We start from the raw sequence: 18,801 nt of genomic DNA, 5'->3' as shown, positions 1-18,801 counted from the left end.
GCCCCGCAGCCGATCGTGCCGGGCATGTCAGCAGAGCCCATCGTCTTCTCGCGCGGCACGCGGACCGCCTGGTGGCGCGACGCCGTCGTCTACCAGGTCTACCTGCGCTCGTTCGCCGACGGGAACGGCGACGGCGTCGGCGACTTCGCCGGGCTGCGATCGCGGCTGGGCTACCTGAAGTCGCTCGGCGCCGACGCGGTGTGGGTGACCCCGCACTACCCGTCGGGCGGCGCGGACGGCGGCTACGACGTCATCGACTACAAGGCCGTCGACCCCGTGTACGGCGACGTGGAGGAGGTGCGCGGGCTGGTCGAGGACGCGCACGGGCTCGGTCTCAAGGTGCTGCTCGACATCGTCCCCAACCACACCAGCGACCAGCACGCCTGGTTCCAGAAGGCGCTGAGCGACCCGGACAGCCCGGAGGCGGCGCGCTACCACTTCCTCCCGGCGAGCGAGGAGCCGCCGAACAACTGGCAGAGCATGTTCGGCGGCCCGGCCTGGTCGCGCACCCCGGACGGCCGCTGGTACCTGCACCTGTTCACGCCGCGGCAGCCGGACCTCAACTGGGACAACCCCGAGGTGGCCGAGGACTTCGACGAGACGTTGCGGTTCTGGTTCGACCTGGGTGTCGACGGGTTCCGGGTGGACGTCGCGTACGGCCTGTTCAAGGACCCGCAGTACCGCGACAACCCGGGCGTCTACTCCCCCACGCTCTTCGGGCACGGTCCCGAGCAGGTCATGACCACCAACCAGCCCCGCATCCACGAGATCTGGCGGCGGTGGCGGGCGGTCGCCGACTCGTACGAGCCGGGCCGGATGCTCGTCGGTGAGGTCTCCCTCGCCGACCTGCGGCAGGTCGGGCTGTACGCGCGGCCGGACGAGCTTCAGCACGCGTTCCAGTTCCGGCTCCTCAAGAGCAAGTGGGACGCGCCGGCGTTCGCCGAGACCATCGCCGAGGCCCTCGACGTCTTCGAGTCGGCCGGCGCCCCCGCGCCGTGGGTGCTCGGCAACCACGACAAGGCCCGCCAGGTCACCCGCTACGGCTCGCTGCGCCGCGCGCGGGCGGCGGCGCTGCTCATGCTGTCCCTGCCCGGATCCGCCTATCTGTACGCCGGTGAGGAGCTGGGCCTGCCGGAGGCCGAGGTGCCCGACGCCGCGAAGCAGGACCCGATCTTCTTCCGCTCCGGCGGCACGCGCGCGGGCCGCGACGGCTGCCGCGTGCCGATGCCGTGGGACGACCACGACCGGCTCGCCGGCTTCTCCGCCGCGGGCAGCGCCGAGCCGTGGCTGCCGATCCCGGCCGGCTGGCAGTCGTACGCGGTCAACCGGCAGGCCGCCGACCCGCACTCGACGCTGTCGCTGTACCGGCAGGCGATCTCGCTGCGGTCGCTCTACCCGGCGCTGGGCGGCGGGCTGGGCGCGGTGACGCGCATCGGCGACGTGATCCGGATCGACCTCGTGGCCCGCTCCGGCGACCCCGATCCGGTGACCTGCTGGATCAACATGAGCTCGTCGACCGCGTACGTGCCCGCGCGCAAGCTGCTGCTCGCCTCCGATCCGCAGGTCGCGGCGCCGGCCGGCGGGATCCTGGCGCTGCCCGCGGATACGGCGGTCTGGGTGACACCGTCCGGCGTCGATCTGCGGTAGCGTCCTGTCCCATGGCTCAGCGCAGCCTGAGGTTCGACGTCGAGGCCGGGCCCCAGGCACCCGGCGAGGCGCGTCACCGTGTCGTGACGTGCCTGCGCGATTGGGGCTTCGGCGACAAGCGCTGGCTCGACGCGGTCGCGGTCGTCGTCAGCGAGGTCGTGACGAACGCGGTGCAGCACGGCGGCGGGCCGCTCATCGCGGTCGCCCTCGAGGCCCGCACGGCGCCCGTGGTGCTGTCGGTGGCCGACTCGTCGGCGGTGACTCCCCGGCGGCGCGAGCCGGACGACCGGGGCGGGCGCGGGCTGCTGCTGCTCGACGCGCTCTCCGAACGCTGGTACGTGCTCGACGAAAACGGCGGCAAGCGGGTCCACGTGGAGTTCGGTCCCGCCGAGGTCAGCCCGTTCGAGGAGGACGCTCCATGAAGATCGTCCGGGATCGTGACGGCGACGCCGTCCGGGTGGCGCTGACCGGCGAGCTCGACCTGGCCAGCAGCGACGACGTGCGGTCCTGTCTCGAGGAGGCGCTTGCCGAGACGCGGCCCGCCCGTCTCCTGGTCGACATGGACGGCGTGGCGTTCTGCGACTCCACGGGCATCGAGGCGCTGATCCTGGCCCGGCAGGCCGCGGTCGCCCAGGGCACCCGCCTCGAACTGGTGAACGTCCACGGCATCGCCCGGACGACGCTGGAGATCACGGGCGTGCTCCGCCTCTTCTCATGAGGTTCCGCGTCCTCGCGATCGTCGCCGTCGCGTACACCGTGGGGGCACAGCTGGCGTTCGTCGTCTTCGACGCCGACTCGATCGTGGTGCTCTTCCTGCCGGCCGGTGTCACGCTGTCGGCGCTGCTGCTGCGCCCGCGCCGCGACTGGCCGTGGATCCTGCTCACCGTCGCCGTCCTCGAGGTGCTCATCGACGTCGGGCACGGCCTCGCCCCGTTGTCCGCCCTGGGCTTCGCCGCCGCGAACACGGCCGAGCCGCTGACCGGCGCGCTGCTCGTCCGGCGTGCCGTGCCCGGCCCGATCGACCTCGCACAGCGCCGCCACCTGCTGGCGTTCCTGGCCTTCGGCGTGGTCGCCGGCCCCGCCGTCGGCGCCCTCATCGGCGGCACCACGATCGCCCTCGACGCGGACCGCGGCTGGTTCTCGTCGTTCCTGCCGTTCTGGGCCGGCGACGCCACGGGCGCGCTGACGGTGGCCGGCACGGTCCTCACGTGGCGCCGGTCGGCGCTGCCCCGCGCGGCGACGGCCGTCCTGGTCACCGTGGCCGTCACCACCGTCGGTTTCTGGCCGCAGCACCTGCCCCTGTTCTACCTGCCGATCCCGCTGCTGTTCTGGCTCGGCTTCACCCAGCCGCTGGCCGTGACGATGCCGGCCGGCCTCGCCATGACCGTCGCCGCGAACACCCTGACGGGCGCCGGCCGCGGCCCGTGGGCGGCGCTCGACGGCCCGATCGAGCTCAAGACCGCGACCCTGCAGCTCTTCCTGGCGGTCGCGGTCCTCGGCGCCTGCTTCCTCACCGTCGGCGTGACCGAACGCGACCGCGCGGTCGGCGCCGCCCACCAGCTCCAGCAGGCCCTGCTGCCCGCCGTGGGCCCGCAGCTACCCGGCATCCGGGTGAGCGCCGGCTACCGCCCCGCCGACCTGACCCACCACGTCGGCGGCGACTGGTACGACGTCTTCGCCGCCCCCGACGGCCGCATCGGCTTCGCGGTCGGCGACGTGGTCGGCCACAACCTGGCGGCCGCCGCGGCCATGGCCCGCCTCCAGTCGGCCCTGCGCGTGCTGGCGCAGACGGCGGCCGGCCCGGCCGAGGTGCTGGCCGGCCTCGACCGGGCCAGCGCCGTGATCGATGGCGCCCACATGTGCACGGTCGCCTACGCCGACTACCACCCGCCGACCCGCCGCCTGCGCTACGCCTGCGCCGGTCACCCGCCGCCGCTGCTACTGACCCCGCAGGGCCCGGAGTTCCTGTGGGAGGGCCGCTCGATGCCCCTGGCGATCGAGCCGGGCCCGCGCCCCTGCGCCGAACACGAGATCCCCACCGGCGCCCACCTGATCCTCTACACCGACGGCCTCGTCGAGCGCCGCGGCGAGAGCCTGCACGCCGGCCTCAACCGCCTGGCCGGCACGGCGACCACAGCGGCCGGGCAACCCGGCACCGACCTGACCCGATCCCTGCTCAACAGAATCCCGCACGGCGGACCCGCCATAGACGACGCCGTCATCCTGCACCTAATCTTCGAAGGCGCCTCGGCACCTCATTGAAAATGTTCTTGCGAGCTTCCATACCGCACCATACGGGTGAGGACGGGGCTCCGCCCCTCCTCGACGGACACTCAGCCCGGAGGTGCTCGCAGTGAGGACGCCTGCAAGACCATTTCACCTGAACCGTTCCCTGGCCCGATTCTCCTACTGGCTTGTCGGCACACTGGTGACCTCGTTGCTGACATTGATCGTCGGTGTGGGCGCGGCGGCCGTTCTGAGCAAGCAGGGAGCAACGGAGGATTGGAGCCGCTGGAGCAACGTCGGGCAGACGTTCGGCGTCCTCGGCGCCATGATCAGCAGCCTTGCTCTGATCGTCGTGGTGCTCGGCACCCGCATCCAGCAGCGGGAGATGCAGCGCACGTCCGCGGCCAGCTTCAGCATGCTGCACCTCGAGATCCTGAGATTGGGCATCGAGGACTCACAACTCTCCAAAGTATGGCCGGAATTCCGCGCCGGGATATCTGACGAAGAGAACCGCCAATTCCTGTACGCGAACATCATCTACCAATTCCAGCTGACTTCCCTGCACCTCGCCAAGGCAACCGACGAGGAGGTGATCAGCCATATGCGCTACCTGCTCCGAAGCCCGATCTTTCGAGCGTATTGGGAGGCCGCGGCGGACGGAAGAAGCACGCTATCGCCCGGTAGCCTGGAGTACCTGTTCGCCAGAAGGATCGACGATTTGTGCCAGGAAATCGATACAGCCGTCGCCCAATGATCGGCGTGTGCGGCTCCCTCGTCTATGCGCCCCGTCGGCGCGACATTCCCTCAGCCCGCTGTCTGCGGCGCCTGTCCCGCCGCGTTCAAACCTTCCCGCTTGAAACCGTGACGCAGGTCATAGGCTGCCGCTCGGCGTGTGGTCAAGACTGACGTGTCATCGCGTTGGGCCTGCTCACAGCCCGGGGGGAGCGTGTGCGGCAGAAGCAGTACGACAGCGGCGGGCTGCTCGTCGGGCGGCGGGCCGAGTGTGCTGCGCTCGACGGGCTGATCGCCGCCGTCCGGGCGGGTGAGAGCCGGGTCCTCGTCGTGCACGGCGCGCCCGGTGTCGGTAAGACCGCTCTCCTGCATCACCTCGAGGGTGCCGCGAGCGGCCTGCGCGTGCTGCGGGCGGTCGGCGTGGAGTCCGAGATGGAGTTGCCGTACGCGACGCTGCATCAGCTCTGCGGGCCGCTGCTGGACCGACTGCCCCGCCTGCCGCCGATGCAGCGCGAGGCGCTCGAGACCGTCTTCGGGCTGCGGGCCGGCACGCCGCCGGAGCGGTTCCTCGTCGGGCTGGCCGTGCTCAGCCTGGTGTCCGACGAGGCGCTGCCGCTGCTCTGCCTGCTCGACGACGCCCAGTGGATGGACCAGGCGTCCGCCCAGGTTCTCGGCTTCGTCGCCCGGCGGTTGCTGGCCGAGTCGGTGGCTCTCGTCTTCGGCACGCGGCGGCGCGGGCCCGCCCTGCTCGGGCTGCCCGACCTGGAGGTGGCGGGCCTGCGCGACGCCGACTCGCACGCGCTGCTCGACACCGTCACCCATTCCGCGCTCGACCGGCACATCCGCGACCGGATCGTGGCCGAGACCCGCGGCAACCCGCTCGCGCTGCTGGAGCTGCCCCGCGGCCTGACCCGCACCCAGATGGCCGGCGGGCTCGGCCTGCTCGACCCGGACGACCTGCCCCGCAAGATCGAGGAGAGTTTCCTGTCCCGGGTCGCCGGGCTGAGCGCGCAGTCCCGGTCGCTGCTGCTGATCGCCGCTGCCGAGCCGGTCGGCGATCCCCTGCTGCTGTGGCGCGCCGCCGACCGGCTCGGCCTGCCCGCCGCGACGGACGGCACCGACGGGCTGCTGGCGATCGAGGAACGGGTGACCTTCCGCCATCCGCTCGTGCGGTCGGCCGTCTACCACGCCGCGGAGGCCGCCGAGCGCCGCACCGTACACCTGGCCCTTGCCGAGGTGACCGACGCCGCTGCCGATCCCGACCGCCGTGCCTGGCATCTCGCGGCGGCCGCCGCCGGCCCGGACGACACGGTCGCCGCCGAGCTCGAGCGCTCCGCCGAGCGGGCGCAGTCGCGTGGCGGCCTGGCCGCGGCCGCCGCCTTCCTCCAACGGTCGGTCGCGCTCACCACCGACGTCGCCCTGCGCGCCGACCGCGCCGTGACGGCCGCCGGCGCCACCCTGCTCGCCGGCGACCTGGAGGGCGCCCGCCGCTACGCGGACATCGCCGAGCGGGAGGCGCGCACCGAGTTCCAGCGGGTCGGGGCCCACCTCGTCCGCGCCCGGATCGCGTTCGCCGCGGGTCTCAACCAGGAGGCGCCGCCGCTGCTGCTGACCGCCGCGCGCCGGCTCGAACCGTTCGACATGGAGCTTGCCCGCGAGACCTACCTGGTGGCGTGGGGGGCGACGGCCCTGCTCGCCGCCGACGCGGACAGCCTCCTGGCGATCTCGAAGGCGATCAAGGCGCTGCCGCCCCGGGCGGGCGAGCCACACGTGCTCGACCTGGTCCTTCAGGGCTGCGCGCTGCTCGTGACGGACGGCCGCGAGGTGGCCGTGCCGGTGCTGCGGCGGGCCGTGCCGGGGCTGATGGAGCTGCCCGCCGCCGACGTCCTCAAGTGGGGCTGGGTGGCCAACGGCGTCAGCTCGGCGGTCTGGGACGACCGGGCCATGCGCGCGATCTACCGGCGCTCCGCCGACGTGATCCGGGCCGCGGGCGCGCTGACCGAGTTGCCGTTCTGCCTCGCGTCGCTCGGCACCGCCACCACGTGGACGGGTGACCTCGCGGCGTCCGCGACGATCGCGGCCGAGGCGGACAACGTGGCCGCCGCGACCGGCGTGCCCATCGCGCCGTACGTACGCCTGCGAATGGCCGCCCTGCGGGGACGCGCCGAGGAGGCCACCCAGCTGATCGCCGTGACGGTCCGCGAGGCCGGGGCGAGCGGCCAGCTGATGGGTGTCACCGTGGCGCAGTGGGCCGCCGCCGTGCTGCACAACGGCCTCGGCGACTACGCGCGTGCCATGGCGGCGGCCCGCGCGAGCACCGAGATCGCCGAGCTGTGGGTGTCGGTCTGGGCCCTGCCCGAGCTCGTCGAGGCGGCGGCCCGCCTGGGCGACGAGGGGACGGCCCGCGAGGCCCTGGACCGTCTGGCGGAGGCCGCGGAGCCCTGCGACACCGACTGGGCGCGGGGCGTGCTGGCCCGGTCGCGGGCGTTGCTGGACGGCGGGGACGGGCTGTTCCGCGAGGCGATCGACCGGCTCGGCCGCACCCCGCTGCGCCCCGAGCTGGCGCGCGCCCATCTGCTGTACGGCGAGTGGCTGCGCCGCGAGGGCCGCGCCGCCGACGCCCGTGACCACCTCACGACGGCGTACGAGATGTTCGTGTCGATCGGCATGGAGGCGTTCGCCGAGCGTGCCCGCCGCGAGCTGCTCGACGCCGGCACGACCGTCCGCCGGCAGCGCAGCGAGCTACCCGTGGGCGACCAGCTGACCGAGCAGGAGAGGCAGATCGCGGTGCTCGTCCGCGACGGCTTCTCCAATCCCGAGATCGGCGCCCGGCTCTTCCTCTCGCCCCGCACCGTCGAATGGCACCTGCGCAAGGTCTACGCCAAGCTCGGCGTGACCTCGCGCCGCCGGCTGCGTGATGTCCTGCCCCTCACCGAGATCGGATCCTCGCATTGATCATCGACCGGCTCACCGAGCGCGCCGCTCTCGACGACCTTCTGGAAGCCGCCCGCGGCGGGGAGAGTCGTGTCCTCGTGCTGCGTGGCGCCGCCGGGATAGGCAAGACCGCCCTGATCCAGTACGCGGAGACGGCCGCCACCGGCCTCCGGATCCTGCGCACCGTCGGCATCGAGTCCGAGATGGAGCTCGCGTTCGCGGCCCTGCACCAGCTCGTGCTGCCCCTCCTCGACCGCATGGCCGGCCTGCCCGTGCCCCGGCGCGAGGCGCTCGAGATCGTGTTCCGCATGCGCGAGGGCGCCGCCCCCGACCCGTTCCTGGTCGGCCTGGCCGTGCTCGACCTGCTGTCGGACGCCTCGGAGCACGGCCCGATGCTGTGCGTGGTCGACGACGCCCAATGGCTCGACCGTGCCTCGGCGCAGGTGCTCGGCTTCGTCGCGCGGCGGCTGCTCGCCGAGTCCATCGTCCTGCTCTTCGCCGCCCGGGTGCCCGGGCCGGAGCTGCGCGGACTGCCCGAGCTCGAGGTCGCCGGCCTGCGCGACGCGGACGCGCATGCCCTGCTCGGCTCGGTGACGCACGCGCCGCTCGACCGCGGCATCCGCGACCGGATCATCGCCGAGACGCACGGCAACCCGCTGGCGCTCATCGAGCTGCCCCGCGGGCTGACCGCCACCCGGATGGCCGGCGGCCTGGGCCTGCTCACCGCCGACACCCTGCCCGGGCAGATCGAGGAGAGCTTCCTCGGCCGCGTGCGGGAGCTGCCCGCACCGGCTCGGCTGCTGCTGCTGGTGGCGGCCGCCGAGCCGGTCGGTGACCCCGATCTGGTACGCCGCGCGGCCGCCCGGCTCGGCGTCCCGCTCACCACCGGGGGCGCCGACGGGCTGCTGACCATCGACCACCGGGTCACCTTCCGGCATCCGCTGGTGCGGTCGGCCGTCTACCGCAGCGCCACCCCCGCCGACCGGCGGGCCGTTCACCTCGCGCTCGCCGAGGTCACCGACCGCGAGACCGCCCCGGACAGGCGGGCGTGGCACCTTGCGGCGGCCGCCACCGGGCCGGACGAGGAGGTCGCCGCCGAGCTCGAACGGTCGGCCGGCCGGGCCCAGGCGCGCGGCGGCGTGGCCGCGGCGGCCGCGTTCCTCCAGCGCGCGGTCGCCCTCACCGCCGAGACGCCCCGCCGGTCGGACCGGATGCTCGCCGCCGCCGAGGCGAGCCTGCGGGCCGGCGAGTTCGAGGACGCGCGCCGGCTCGTGAGCGCCCTGCGCGCCCGGCCGCTCGACGCGGTGCAGGGCGGCCGCGCCGGCGTCCTGGACGCGCAGCTCACCTACGCCTCCGCCGGCGGGCCCGCCGCCGCGATCCCGCTGCTGCTGGCGGCGGCCGGCCAGTTCGCCAAGGCCGACCCACGCCTGGCGCGGCAGACGTTCCTGCACGCGTGGGCGATGGCGAACCTGCACGCCGACCGGGACGTCCTCGCGATGGTGTCGCGCGCCATCCGCGACACCCTGCCGCCCGGCGGCACGGAGCCGCTCGAGCTCATCGTCGACGCGGTGTCCCTGATGGTCACCGACGGCCGCGCCGCCGCGGCGGGGCTGCTGGCCGAGGCCGCCGCGGCCATCCTCGACATGCCCCTGGCCGAGGTGGTCGGCTGGGGACGCGTCTCGACCGCCGCGTTCGTCGGCATCTGGGACATGGAAGGGCTGGGGACGATGGCCGCGCGTCAGGTGCGGCTCGTGCGGGAGGCCGGGGCGCTGCAGAGCCTGCCGGAGAACCTGATCGCGCTCGGGCACGCCCTGCTGTGGGCGGGCGATTTCGAGGCTGCGGCCGCCACCTTCGAGGAGGGCCGGACCATCTCGGAGGCGACCCGCCGCACCGCTCCCCCGCCGTACATCATCATGCGGCTGCGCGCCTTGCAGGGCCGCGAGGCGGAGACGACCGCGCTGGTCGAGCAGACCCTGCGGGCCTCGGCGGCGTCCGGCGTCGGCACCGGCCTGACCGCCGCCCGCTGGTCGGCGGCGATCCTCCACAACGGATTGGCCCGCTATCCGGAGGCCGTGCGATACGCCCGGGAGGCCGAGGAGAAGTACGACCCCTGGCACTCCGTCTGGATCCTGCCCGAGCTGATCGAGGCGGCGAGCCGCACCGGCGAGGAGGCGGTCGCGCGCGACGCCCTGGACCGGCTCGTCGAGACCACGGCCCCGTTCAGCGGCGACTTCCCGGCCGGCCTCCAGGCCCGCAACGAGGCCCTCCTCGCCGACGGCGACGAGGCGGACCGGCTCTATCGCGAGGCGATCGACCGGCTGGGACGCACGAGGTTGCGGACCGAGCTGGCCCGCGCCCATCTGCTGTACGGGGAATGGCTGCGCCGCCACCGCAGGCGCGCCGAGGCCCGCCAGGAGCTGCGCACCGCGTACGAGATGTTCGTCGCGATCGGCATGGACGCGTTCGCCGAGCGCGCCCGCCGCGAGCTGCTCGCCACCGGCGAGAGCGTCCGCAAGCGCACGGGCGATGCCGCGGCCTCCGGCGCCGAGCTGACCGCCCAGGAGCGGCAGATCGCCCTGCTCGTGCGGGACGGCTACTCCAACCCCGAGGTCGGCGAGCGACTGTTCCTCAGCCCCCGCACCGTCGAATGGCACCTGCGCAAGGTCTTCGCCAAGCTCGGCATCGACTCGCGGCGCCGGCTGCGCGACGTCCTCCCGCCCAGCGGGCTCAGCGGATGAGTTGCTGACCGCCGTCGATGTCGTAGGTCGCGCCGGTGAGGGCGTCGTTCGTCATCAGCTGGAGGATCAGCGCCGCCACGTCGGCGGGGCCGACCACCCTGCCGATCGGCAGCGTGGCGCGCAACTCGGCGCGGCGGGCGTCGAGCTGGTCGCCGAGCAGCCGGGCGGAGAGCGGGGTGTCGACGAATCCGGCGGCGACCGCGTTGACGCGCAGCGGGGCCAGCTCCAGGGCCGCGTTCGCCGTGATGGCCGACAGCGCCGCGGTGCCGATGGCGGCGAGGATCAGGCCCTTGCCGGGGCGCCGCGCGCCCGTACCCGTGATGAGGGTGAGGGAACCGCCCGGCCGGACCCGCGCCGCCGACTCGCGGGCCACCCGGAGGGCGCCGATCAGGTGCTCGTCGATCTGGGCGCGGGCCACCTCGAAGTCCATGCCGGCGATCGGCGCGTAGGCCGGCCCGGGACCGCTGAGCAGCACGTGGTCGACCTGGGCGGGCAGCGAGGCGAAGAAGTCGCCGAGCGCGGCGGTGTCGGCGAGGTCGAGCCGGGCGGTGGTGGCGCCCAGCTCGTCGCCCACCACCTTGAGCCGGGCCTCGTCGCGGCCCGTGACGACGATCGACGCGCCGGCGTCGCGGGCCTGGCGGGCGGTCTCCAGCCCGATGCCGGAGGTGCCGCCGATGACGACGACGGTGCTTGCCTGGAGGGTTCTCATGATGGTCCCTTTCGGACGGAAACGGTGGAGGCGGAGGACTGTGGCTCGCCGACGGCGACGGCGCAGGCCTGAAGGCGCGGGGCGGGCGGCATCGCGCGGGGCGCGGCCCGCCGGCTCGGGACGAAGACGGCGGTGAGAATCGCGGCCGCGGCGGTCACCCCGGCCAGGACGAGCATCGCGAAGCGGTAGTTGGCGGCGAGCGGCCCGGCCAGGCCGGCGGCGCCGCGCGTGCCGAGCAGCAGGGGCACGAGCGCCACCAGCACGACCCCGCCCACCCGGGAAGCGGCGTCGTTGACGGCCGACGCCTCACCGAGATCGCTGTCGTCCACGGCGGCGAGCACCCCGGCCGTGAGCGGGGCGACGGCGAGCCCCAGCCCGAGACCGAGCAGGAGGGCGCCGGGCAGGATCGCCCGCGCGTACGGCTCACCGGGTTGCGCGCCGGAGAGCCAGGCGAAACCGGCCGCGACGACGAGGATGCCGCCGGCCATCGGCCACCGGGTGCCCACCCGGGCCACCAGGCCGCCGACGAACGGCGAGACGACGAGGAAGACGGCCGACTCGGGGATGAGCGCCGCCCCGGCCTGGGTCGCGCTGTAGCCCAGCCTCAGCTGGCACTGGAGGATCACCAGATAGCTCACGGCGGCGAGGGCACCGTAGAACAGCACGGTCGCGGCGTTGATGGCATCGAACGGCCGCGACCGGAAGAGCCCGGGCCGCAGCATGGGCAGGCGCTGCCGCCGCTCGACCGGCACCAGCGCGGCCAGGCACGCCACCGCGAGCACCGCGGAGACCACCACCGGACCGCTGCCCCAGCCGCTGTCCGCGCCCGCCGTGAGCGCGTAGATGACGCCGCCGAGCCCCACGACGGCGAGCAGCGCGCCGGCCACGTCCACGCTCAGCGGCCGCCGCATGGTGTCCACATCGGGCACGCGGCGCAGGAGCAGCAGCGCCGCGAGGATGAGCGGCACGTTGATGAGGAAGACGTAGCGCCACGAGGTGTGGTCGACCAGCCAGCCCCCACCGTACGGCCCGAGGGTCGTGCCGAGCGTCGAGATGCCCGCCCAGACACCGATGCCCCGGGCCCGGTCCGGCCGGCGCAGCGTGCCGTTGAGCAGGGCCAGGCTGCTCGGCACGACCAGCGCGCCGCCCGCGCCCTGCACCAGCCGGGCCGCGATGAGCGCCTCCACGGTCGGCGCGGCGGCGCACGCGAGCGAGGCGGCCAGCATCACGAGCAGCCCGGCGGCCAGCACCCGCCGCCGGCCGAAGTGGTCGGCGAGGGCCCCGGACAGCAGCAGCAGCGCGGCCACCGTCACGAGATAGCCGGTCAGCACCCACTGCAGCTGGCTCACGCTCGCGTCCAGGTCCCGCCCGATCGCGGGCACCGCCACATTGATCATGTACGCGTCGACGAACCCGACCGCCGACGCCAGCACGGTCGCCGCGATCAGCGCCCGCCCCACCGGACTGCGCAGCGCGATCATCGCGCCGCCGCCACGCTCGGCGGGTCACTCGGGTGCCGGGTCAGCGGGACCGTCTCGGTCGCCAGCCAGTCGGCCAGCGGCAGCGACCGCAGGAGGTGGCGCATCTGCTCGTCGCCGGTCGCCTGCCAGAGCCCCACGCCGCGGCCGCCGGGCAGGGTCCAGAGCCGCACCAGCCGGCCCTCGGCGGCGAGCTGCCGCGTCTGCTCCGCCTCCTGCTCGAAACGCTCCTCGGCGTCTTCTCGGAGCGTCCCCTCCGGCACGGACACCGTGAAGGAGACCAGGAAGTCCCGGGCCTCCGGCTTGAACGCCACCCGGCCCGGCCCCGGGTCGTTGGGAAAGGCGCCCAGCGGCGTCACCTCGTCGCTGCGCCACACCCGCAACGGCATGCCGGCGAGCGCCGCCTCCAGCTCGTCGGCCCCCGTCGCCGCGAACAACCCGATCGAACGCCACTCCCCCGGGCCCAGCGGCGGCCGCCACAGCCGCAGCACCTGACCCTTCTCCGCCAGCACCCGGGTGTTGCGGGCCTCGCGGGCCCGCATGTCGGCCACCTCGTCCGGTGTCGTGCCGGTCGGCACCTTGGTGGTCATCGTGACCAGGAATTCCATGTCGCTCCCCCCTCGGTTCCGTATCCACCTTCGGCCCTCGGCGGTGCCGGTGGGACCCGTGGCACTCCCTGGCCCCCGACGCCCAGGGAGTCTCACCGGTGTGTCCGCGGCCGGGCGGCGGGAGGCTCGGTCCATCACGAAAGCAGAGGAGTGAGTGATGGACCTGAAGCTGGAAGTCGTCGTGATCCCGGTGTCGGACGTCGACCGGGCCAAGGCGTTCTACACCGGCCTGGGCTGGCGGCTGGACGCCGACCTCGCCACCAGCGAGACCTTCCGGGTGGTCCAGGTGACCCCGCCGGGCTCCCCCGCGTCGGTCATCTTCGGCACCTCGGTCACGGCGCAGGAGCCGGGCACCGCCCAGGGCCTGCACCTGATCGTCAGCGACATCGCCGCGGCGCGCGACGAGCTCAAGCGGCTGGGCGCCGACCCGAGCGACGTCTTCCACGACGCCGGCGGCATCTTCCACCATGCGGGAACGGACGAGCGGGTGCCCGGCCCCGCGCCGGACAACGCGAGCTACGGCTCGTTCCTGTCGTTCGCCGACCCGGACGGCAACGGCTGGCTGCTCCAGGAGGTCACCACCCGGCTGCCCGGCCGCGTGGACCCGGCCACCACCGCGTTCGCGTCCACCGCCGACCTGGCCGCGGCGCTGCGCCGGGCCGCCGCGGCGCACGGCGAGCACGAGGCGCGCACCGGCGCCGAGGACCCGGACTGGCCGGACTGGTACGCCGACTACATGGTCAAGGAGCAGGCCGGACAGGAGCTTCCCCAGTGAGCGACTCCTACCGCGCGGTCGTCACCACCGGCCACCGCCGCTTCGAGCTGGTCGAGCGGGAACGCCGCGACCCCGGGCCGGGCGAGGTGCGCGTCGCGGTGGAGGCGTGCGGGATCTGCCACACCGACGCGCTCGCCGTCGAGGGGCCGCGCCCGGCGCCGATCGTGCCCGGCCACGAGATCATCGGGGTGATCGAGGCGGCCGGCCCGGGCGCCGGCGCGTCCTGGCGGCCCGGCGACCGGGTCGGCATCGGGTTCCTCGGCGGGCCGGACACCACCTGCGAGGCGTGCCGATGGGGCGACTTCCTCAACTGCGCCGACCAGCCGCTGATCGGCACGACCGTCGACGGCGGCTACGCCGAGGTGGTGTACGCCCGGGCGACCGGCCTGGTGCGGATCCCGCCCGGCGTCGAGACGGTGAACGACGCGCCGCTGCTCTGCGCCGGGCTCACCATGTACAGCGGGCTGCTCTCCGGCCGGGCGCGGCCGGGATCGCTCGTCGCGGTGCAGGGCATCGGCGGCCTGGGCCACCTCGGCATCCAGTACGCCCGGGCGCTCGGGCACCGGGTCGCCGCGATCGGCCGCGGGACGGCGAAGAAGGAGCTCGCCGCCGAACTGGGCGCCGACGAGTACATCGACGGCACCGCCGAGGATCCCGGCGAGGCCCTGCAGCGGCTGGGCGGCGCGTCGGTCGTCATCGCCACGGCCGCGGCCGGTGCGGCGATGTCGGCGCTGGTGTCCGGGCTCGCCCGGCGTGGCGAGCTGATCGTCGTCGGCGCCGACCCGGAGCCGCTGGAGGTGCGCCCGGCGCAGCTCATCTTCGGCGGCCACAGCGTGCGCGGCAGCCTGACCGGCACGGCGGCCGAGAACGAGGAGAACCTGCGGTTCGCGCTGCGGCACGCGGTCCGCTCGTACAACGAGGTGTTCCCGCTCAGCGAAGCCGCCAAGGCGTACCAGCGAATGATCTCCGGCGAGGTGCGCTTCCGCGCCGTGCTCGACATGAGGGGATGACCGGTCATGGAAGACAGGCTCCTGAGCGGGACCGTCGCGCTCGTCACCGGCGCGGGCGGCGGCATCGGCGCCGCGACCACGCGGCGGCTCGCCCGGGAGGGTGCGGCGGTGTCCGCGGTCGCCCGCCACCGCGACCGGCTCGACGGGGTCGTGGACGACGTGGCGGCGCTCGGCGGGCACGCGGCCGCGGTGGAGGCCGACCTCACCGATCCGGCGCAGGCCGAGCGGGCGGTGGAGGCCACGCTCGACCGCTTCGGGCGGGTGGACATCCTGGTCAACAACGCCGGCGTGATGCTGCTGGGCACGGCGCTGCACACCACCGTCGAGGAGTGGGACCGGATGGTCGCGCTCAACGTCTCGGCGCTGCTGCACGTCACGCACGCCGCCGTGCCGCACCTCATCGACGCGGCGGCCACCTCGCCGCGCGAGGTGGCCGACATCGTCAACGTCGGCTCGGCGGCCGGCCGGGCCGCCCGGCCGGGCAGCAGCGTCTACACGCTCACCACGTCCGGGCTCACCGGCTTCACCGAGGCGCTGCGGCGGGAGCTGGTGGAGGAGCGCGTCCGGGTCGCCGTGGTCGCGCCCGGGTTCGAGCCGGTGCGGGACGACGACGTCGCGGACGCGATCGCGTACGTCGTCACCCGCGAGCGCCGGGTGGCGGTCAACGAGATCCTGCTCCGCGCGGCCGAGCGGATCTGGTAGCGCCTACTCGAACTCGGTGGCGACCTGGCGCAGGTTGCTGCCGGCGACCTCGAGCACGTCGTCGCCGGCCCCGCCGAGGATCGAGCGGGTCGCCCAGAGCGCGAAACCCGACGCCTGCGCGGCGCTGACCTTCGGCGGCACGGCCAGCTCGTGCCGGACCACGGCGACGTCGATCACGGCGGGCCCGTCGTGGGCGAACGCCTTCTCCAGCGCGCCGTCGAGCTCGCCGGCGGTCTCCACCCGTACGCCGAACAGCCCGACCGACCTCGCCACCTCGGCGAAGTCCGGGTTCTCCAGATCGGTGCCGTAGTTGACGATGCCGTCGGCCTTCATCTCCAGCTCGACGAAGGCGAGCGACTCGTTGTTGAGCACCACCACCTTGACCGGCAGCCGCTGCTGGCGCAGGGTCAGCAGCTCGCCGAGCAGCATGGCGAGCCCGCCGTCGCCCGAGAAGGTGACGACCTGCCGCCCGGGCTGCGCCGCCTGCACGCCGACGGCCTGCGGCAGCGCGTTCGCCATCGTCCCGTGGTTGAACGAGCCGATCAGCCGGCGCTGCCCGTTCATCGTCAGGTAGCGCGCCGACCAGAGGGTGGGGGTGCCGACGTCGGCGAGGAAGACGGCGTCGCGGGCCGCGATCCGGTCGACGGCGGCGACCAGCGCCTGCGGGTGCAGTTTGCGGCCGGGGCGGCCCTGCTGGGCGAGCGCGTCGAACCGCCGCCGGGTGCGCCGGTAGTGCTTCACCATCCGGTCGAGGTGCGCGCCGTCCCGGCCGTCGCGCAGGCGCGGCAGCAGCGCGGCGACGGTGTCCTTGACCGTGCCGGTCAGCGGGACGTCGACGGGCACCCGGCGGCCGATCCGCTCACCGCGCACGTCGACCTGCACCACCTTGGCATGCGGCGGATAGAACGGCCGGTACGGGAAATCGGTGCCGAGCATCAGTAGCGCGTCGCAGTGCTCCATCGCCCGGTATCCGGACGGGAAGCCGAGCAGGCCGGTCATGCCGACGTCGTACGGGTTGTCGTACTCGACGAACTCCTTGCCCCGCAACGCGTGCACGATCGGCGCCTGGAGCCGCCCGGCGATCGCGGTGAGCTCGTCGTGCGCGCCCTCGCAGCCGGCGCCGGCCAGGATCGTCACCCGCTCGGCGCCGTTGAGCACCTCGGCCGCCGTCGCTAGGTCGCCGTCGGCGGGCACCACGACCGAGCGGGTGGGCCGCACCGGGGTCACCGCCGCGCGCAGCTCCGCCTGGAACACCTCGCCGGGCACCACGATGACGGCGACGCCGCGCCGCTCGATCGCGGCCCGCATGGCGATCCGCAGGATCCCGGGCAGTTGCTCGGGCACGCTGACCAGCTCGCTGTAGACGCTGCACTCGCGGAACAGGTCCTGCGGGTGGGTCTCCTGGAAGTAGCCGGTGCCGATCTCCTCGCGCGGGATGTGCGCGGCGATGGCGAGCACCGGCACCCCGCTGCGCTGGGCGTCGAACAGGCCGTTGATGAGGTGGAGGTTGCCCGGGCCGCAGCTGGCCGCGCAGACGGCGAGCTGCCCGGTCACCGCGGCCTCGCCCGCCGCGGCGAAGGCGGCGGCCTCCTCGTGGCGCACGTGCTGCCAGGTGACGCCGCCGTCGCGGCGCAGCGCGTCGGTCAGCCCGTTGAGCGAGTCGCCCGGCAACCCGTAGATCCGCTCGACGCCCGACGCCTTCAGCGTCGCGACGATGTGGTCGGCGAGGGTCATCGTGTCTCTCCTGTCCGATCGGATCACTGGACCACGTCCACCGTCGCGCCCCGATCACTGGTCGCGCGCCCGGGTAAACCCCCGGGATGCGCGACACCAGGGTCTTCCACCGGTACGGGGGTGCGGGCGCGTCCGCCAGGGTGAGGTCAGGAACTCGTCTGCGGGAGGGCATGGCATGAGCGACTACGACGTCATCGTGATCGGGGGCGGCTCGCCGGGCGAGCACTGCGCCGGGGCCCTGGCCGAGCGCGGCCTGCGGGTCGCGCTGGTCGAACGGCACCTGGTCGGCGGGGAATGCTCCTACTACGCGTGCATCCCGTCGAAGACCCTGCTGCGCCCCGGCGAGGCGGTGCGGGCGGCGCGGGACGCGGAGTCGGCCGCCGAGGTGGACGTGAAGCGGGCGCTGGCCTGGCGGGACTTCATGGTGTCCGACTACTCGGACGCGGGTCAGGAGCGGTGGCTGGCCTCGGCGGGCATCACCCTGCTGCGCGGCACGGGCCGGCTCGCGGGCCCGGGAGCGGTGGAGGTGGACGGGGCACGCCACACCGCCGAGCACGTCGTCCTGGCCAACGGAGCGTCGCCGATCATCCCGCCGATCGCGGGGCTGCGCGAGCTCGACGGTGTCTGGACCAACCGCGAGGTGACGGGCATGACCGAGGTGCCGCGCCGGCTGGTCATCCTCGGCGCCGGCCCGGTGGGGGTCGAGATGGCCCAGGCCGTACGCCGTCTCGGCGGCGAAGTCGTTCTCACCGCGCCCGGCGACCGCGTCCTGCCGCACGAACCGGCCCCGCTGGGCGCGGCCCTGACCGAGGTGCTGCGGCGCGACGGCGTCGAGCTGGCCCTCGGTGGCCGGGCCGTGGCGGCGCGGCGGGACGGCGCCGACTACGTCCTGGTGCTGGACGACGGCCGGGAACTACGCGGCGACCGGCTGCTGGTGGCCACCGGGCGGGCCCCGCGGGTGGACGGCATCGGGCTGGAGACGGTCGGCGTCACGCTCGTGCCGGGCCGCAAGGGCATCCCGGTGGACGACCACCTGCGGGCCGCGCCGAACCTGTGGGTCGTCGGCGACGCGACCGGGGCCTGGATGCTCACCCACGTCGGCAAATACCAGGGTGAGGTGGTGGCGGACAACATCGCCGGCCGCCCGCGCAAGGCCGACTACACGGCCGTGCCGCGCGTGAGCTTCACCGACCCGCAGGCGGCCGCGGTGGGCGCGACGTCGGGCGCGATCAGCTCCACGGTGGAGCTGAAGGACGTCGCCAAGACCGCCACCTACACCCGGCAGTACGCGGACTCGAACGGCTTCCTCACGCTGCTCAGCGACGGCGAGGTGCTGACCGGCGCGTACGCCCTCGGCCCGGAGGCAGGCGACTGGCTCCAGCAAGCGACCCTGGCCATCCGCGCGAAGGTGCCGCTGGACATCCTGCGCGACACGATCCAGCCGTTCCCGACGTTCTCCGAGATCTACGTCGCCGCCCTGCACGGCCTGAACCGCGAGTAATCGCGCT

At 74.2% G+C, this 18,801-nt stretch carries 15 protein-coding genes; 11 read left to right on the top strand and 4 right to left on the bottom strand.

The features are described 5' to 3' along the window. Positions 1 to 24: 24 nt before the first annotated feature. The 7 genes from Ade02nite_RS30590 to Ade02nite_RS30560 all read left to right on the top strand — a co-directional run bounded on the left by Ade02nite_RS30590 (position 25) and on the right by Ade02nite_RS30560 (position 10,277). The gene (locus Ade02nite_RS30590) at positions 25 to 1,647 is read left to right on the top strand and encodes a glycoside hydrolase family 13 protein (protein ID WP_203771475.1); all 1,623 of its coding nucleotides are present in this window, start codon (positions 25 to 27) and stop codon (positions 1,645 to 1,647) included. A gap of 11 nt (positions 1,648 to 1,658) precedes the next feature. Beyond that, complete coding sequence (locus Ade02nite_RS30585) at positions 1,659 to 2,069, top strand: ATP-binding protein (protein ID WP_203771473.1); 411 nt, start codon at positions 1,659 to 1,661, stop codon at positions 2,067 to 2,069. Next, the gene (locus Ade02nite_RS30580; RefSeq protein ID WP_203771471.1) at positions 2,066 to 2,365 is read left to right on the top strand and encodes an STAS domain-containing protein; all 300 of its coding nucleotides are present in this window, start codon (positions 2,066 to 2,068) and stop codon (positions 2,363 to 2,365) included. The genes Ade02nite_RS30585 and Ade02nite_RS30580 overlap by 4 nt, the downstream gene beginning before the upstream one ends. Continuing rightward, the gene (locus tag Ade02nite_RS30575) at positions 2,362 to 3,909 is read left to right on the top strand and encodes a PP2C family protein-serine/threonine phosphatase (RefSeq protein ID WP_203771469.1); all 1,548 of its coding nucleotides are present in this window, start codon (positions 2,362 to 2,364) and stop codon (positions 3,907 to 3,909) included. Before Ade02nite_RS30580 ends, Ade02nite_RS30575 begins: the two co-directional genes overlap by 4 nt. A gap of 91 nt (positions 3,910 to 4,000) precedes the next feature. Then, a complete protein-coding gene (locus tag Ade02nite_RS30570) occupies positions 4,001 to 4,627 on the top strand; it encodes a DUF6082 family protein (protein WP_203771467.1) in 627 nt (208 codons plus the stop codon). A 194-nt stretch (positions 4,628 to 4,821) separates the two neighbouring features. After that, positions 4,822 to 7,560: an ATP-binding protein gene (locus tag Ade02nite_RS30565; RefSeq protein ID WP_203771466.1), complete on the top strand. Its 2,739-nt coding sequence runs from the start codon at positions 4,822 to 4,824 to the stop codon at positions 7,558 to 7,560. Further along, positions 7,557 to 10,277 carry a helix-turn-helix transcriptional regulator gene (locus tag Ade02nite_RS30560; RefSeq protein WP_239169187.1) on the top strand — a complete coding sequence of 907 codons (2,721 nt, stop codon included), beginning with the start codon at positions 7,557 to 7,559 and terminating at the stop codon, positions 10,275 to 10,277. Before Ade02nite_RS30565 ends, Ade02nite_RS30560 begins: the two co-directional genes overlap by 4 nt. Here Ade02nite_RS30560 and Ade02nite_RS30555 read toward each other — a convergent pair. From Ade02nite_RS30555 to Ade02nite_RS30545, 3 genes are read right to left on the bottom strand one after another with little or no spacing between them, the layout of a single operon-like run. Beyond that, positions 10,267 to 10,986: an SDR family oxidoreductase gene (locus tag Ade02nite_RS30555; protein WP_203771464.1), complete on the bottom strand. Its 720-nt coding sequence runs from the start codon at positions 10,984 to 10,986 to the stop codon at positions 10,267 to 10,269. The genes Ade02nite_RS30560 and Ade02nite_RS30555 overlap by 11 nt on opposite strands. After that, the gene (locus Ade02nite_RS30550) at positions 10,983 to 12,467 is read right to left on the bottom strand and encodes an MFS transporter (RefSeq protein ID WP_203771462.1); all 1,485 of its coding nucleotides are present in this window, start codon (positions 12,465 to 12,467) and stop codon (positions 10,983 to 10,985) included. The genes Ade02nite_RS30555 and Ade02nite_RS30550 overlap by 4 nt, the downstream gene beginning before the upstream one ends. Then, complete coding sequence (locus Ade02nite_RS30545) at positions 12,464 to 13,072, bottom strand: muconolactone Delta-isomerase family protein (protein WP_203771460.1); 609 nt, start codon at positions 13,070 to 13,072, stop codon at positions 12,464 to 12,466. The genes Ade02nite_RS30550 and Ade02nite_RS30545 overlap by 4 nt, the downstream gene beginning before the upstream one ends. Before the next feature lie 157 nt (positions 13,073 to 13,229). Here Ade02nite_RS30545 and Ade02nite_RS30540 point away from each other — a divergent pair, with 157 nt between their 5' ends. The 3 genes from Ade02nite_RS30540 to Ade02nite_RS30530 are packed head-to-tail and all read left to right on the top strand — an operon-like array spanning position 13,230 to position 15,559. Then, complete coding sequence (locus Ade02nite_RS30540; RefSeq protein ID WP_203771459.1) at positions 13,230 to 13,847, top strand: VOC family protein; 618 nt, start codon at positions 13,230 to 13,232, stop codon at positions 13,845 to 13,847. After that, the gene (locus tag Ade02nite_RS30535) at positions 13,844 to 14,857 is read left to right on the top strand and encodes a zinc-binding dehydrogenase (protein WP_203771457.1); all 1,014 of its coding nucleotides are present in this window, start codon (positions 13,844 to 13,846) and stop codon (positions 14,855 to 14,857) included. Before Ade02nite_RS30540 ends, Ade02nite_RS30535 begins: the two co-directional genes overlap by 4 nt. A 6-nt stretch (positions 14,858 to 14,863) precedes the next feature. Beyond that, positions 14,864 to 15,559: an SDR family NAD(P)-dependent oxidoreductase gene (locus tag Ade02nite_RS30530; RefSeq protein ID WP_203771455.1), complete on the top strand. Its 696-nt coding sequence runs from the start codon at positions 14,864 to 14,866 to the stop codon at positions 15,557 to 15,559. Between the two features lie 3 nt (positions 15,560 to 15,562). On the opposite strand, the gene poxB is transcribed toward Ade02nite_RS30530, so the two are convergent. Then, a complete protein-coding gene (poxB, locus tag Ade02nite_RS30525; RefSeq protein WP_203771453.1) occupies positions 15,563 to 17,293 on the bottom strand; it encodes a ubiquinone-dependent pyruvate dehydrogenase in 1,731 nt (576 codons plus the stop codon). Positions 17,294 to 17,468: 175 nt separating this feature from the next. Between poxB and Ade02nite_RS30520 the strand changes: the two genes are divergently transcribed. Further along, positions 17,469 to 18,794, top strand: coding sequence for a dihydrolipoyl dehydrogenase family protein (locus Ade02nite_RS30520; RefSeq protein WP_203771451.1), 1,326 nt, complete (start codon positions 17,469 to 17,471; stop codon positions 18,792 to 18,794). The last annotated feature ends 7 nt before the right edge of the window (positions 18,795 to 18,801 follow it).

Origin of the sequence: Paractinoplanes deccanensis, from assembly GCF_016862115.1 — a bacterium.
In the GTDB taxonomy this organism is placed as follows: Bacteria; Actinomycetota; Actinomycetes; order Mycobacteriales; family Micromonosporaceae; genus Actinoplanes; species Actinoplanes deccanensis.
This window is presented reverse-complemented; position numbering and strand designations above follow the sequence as displayed.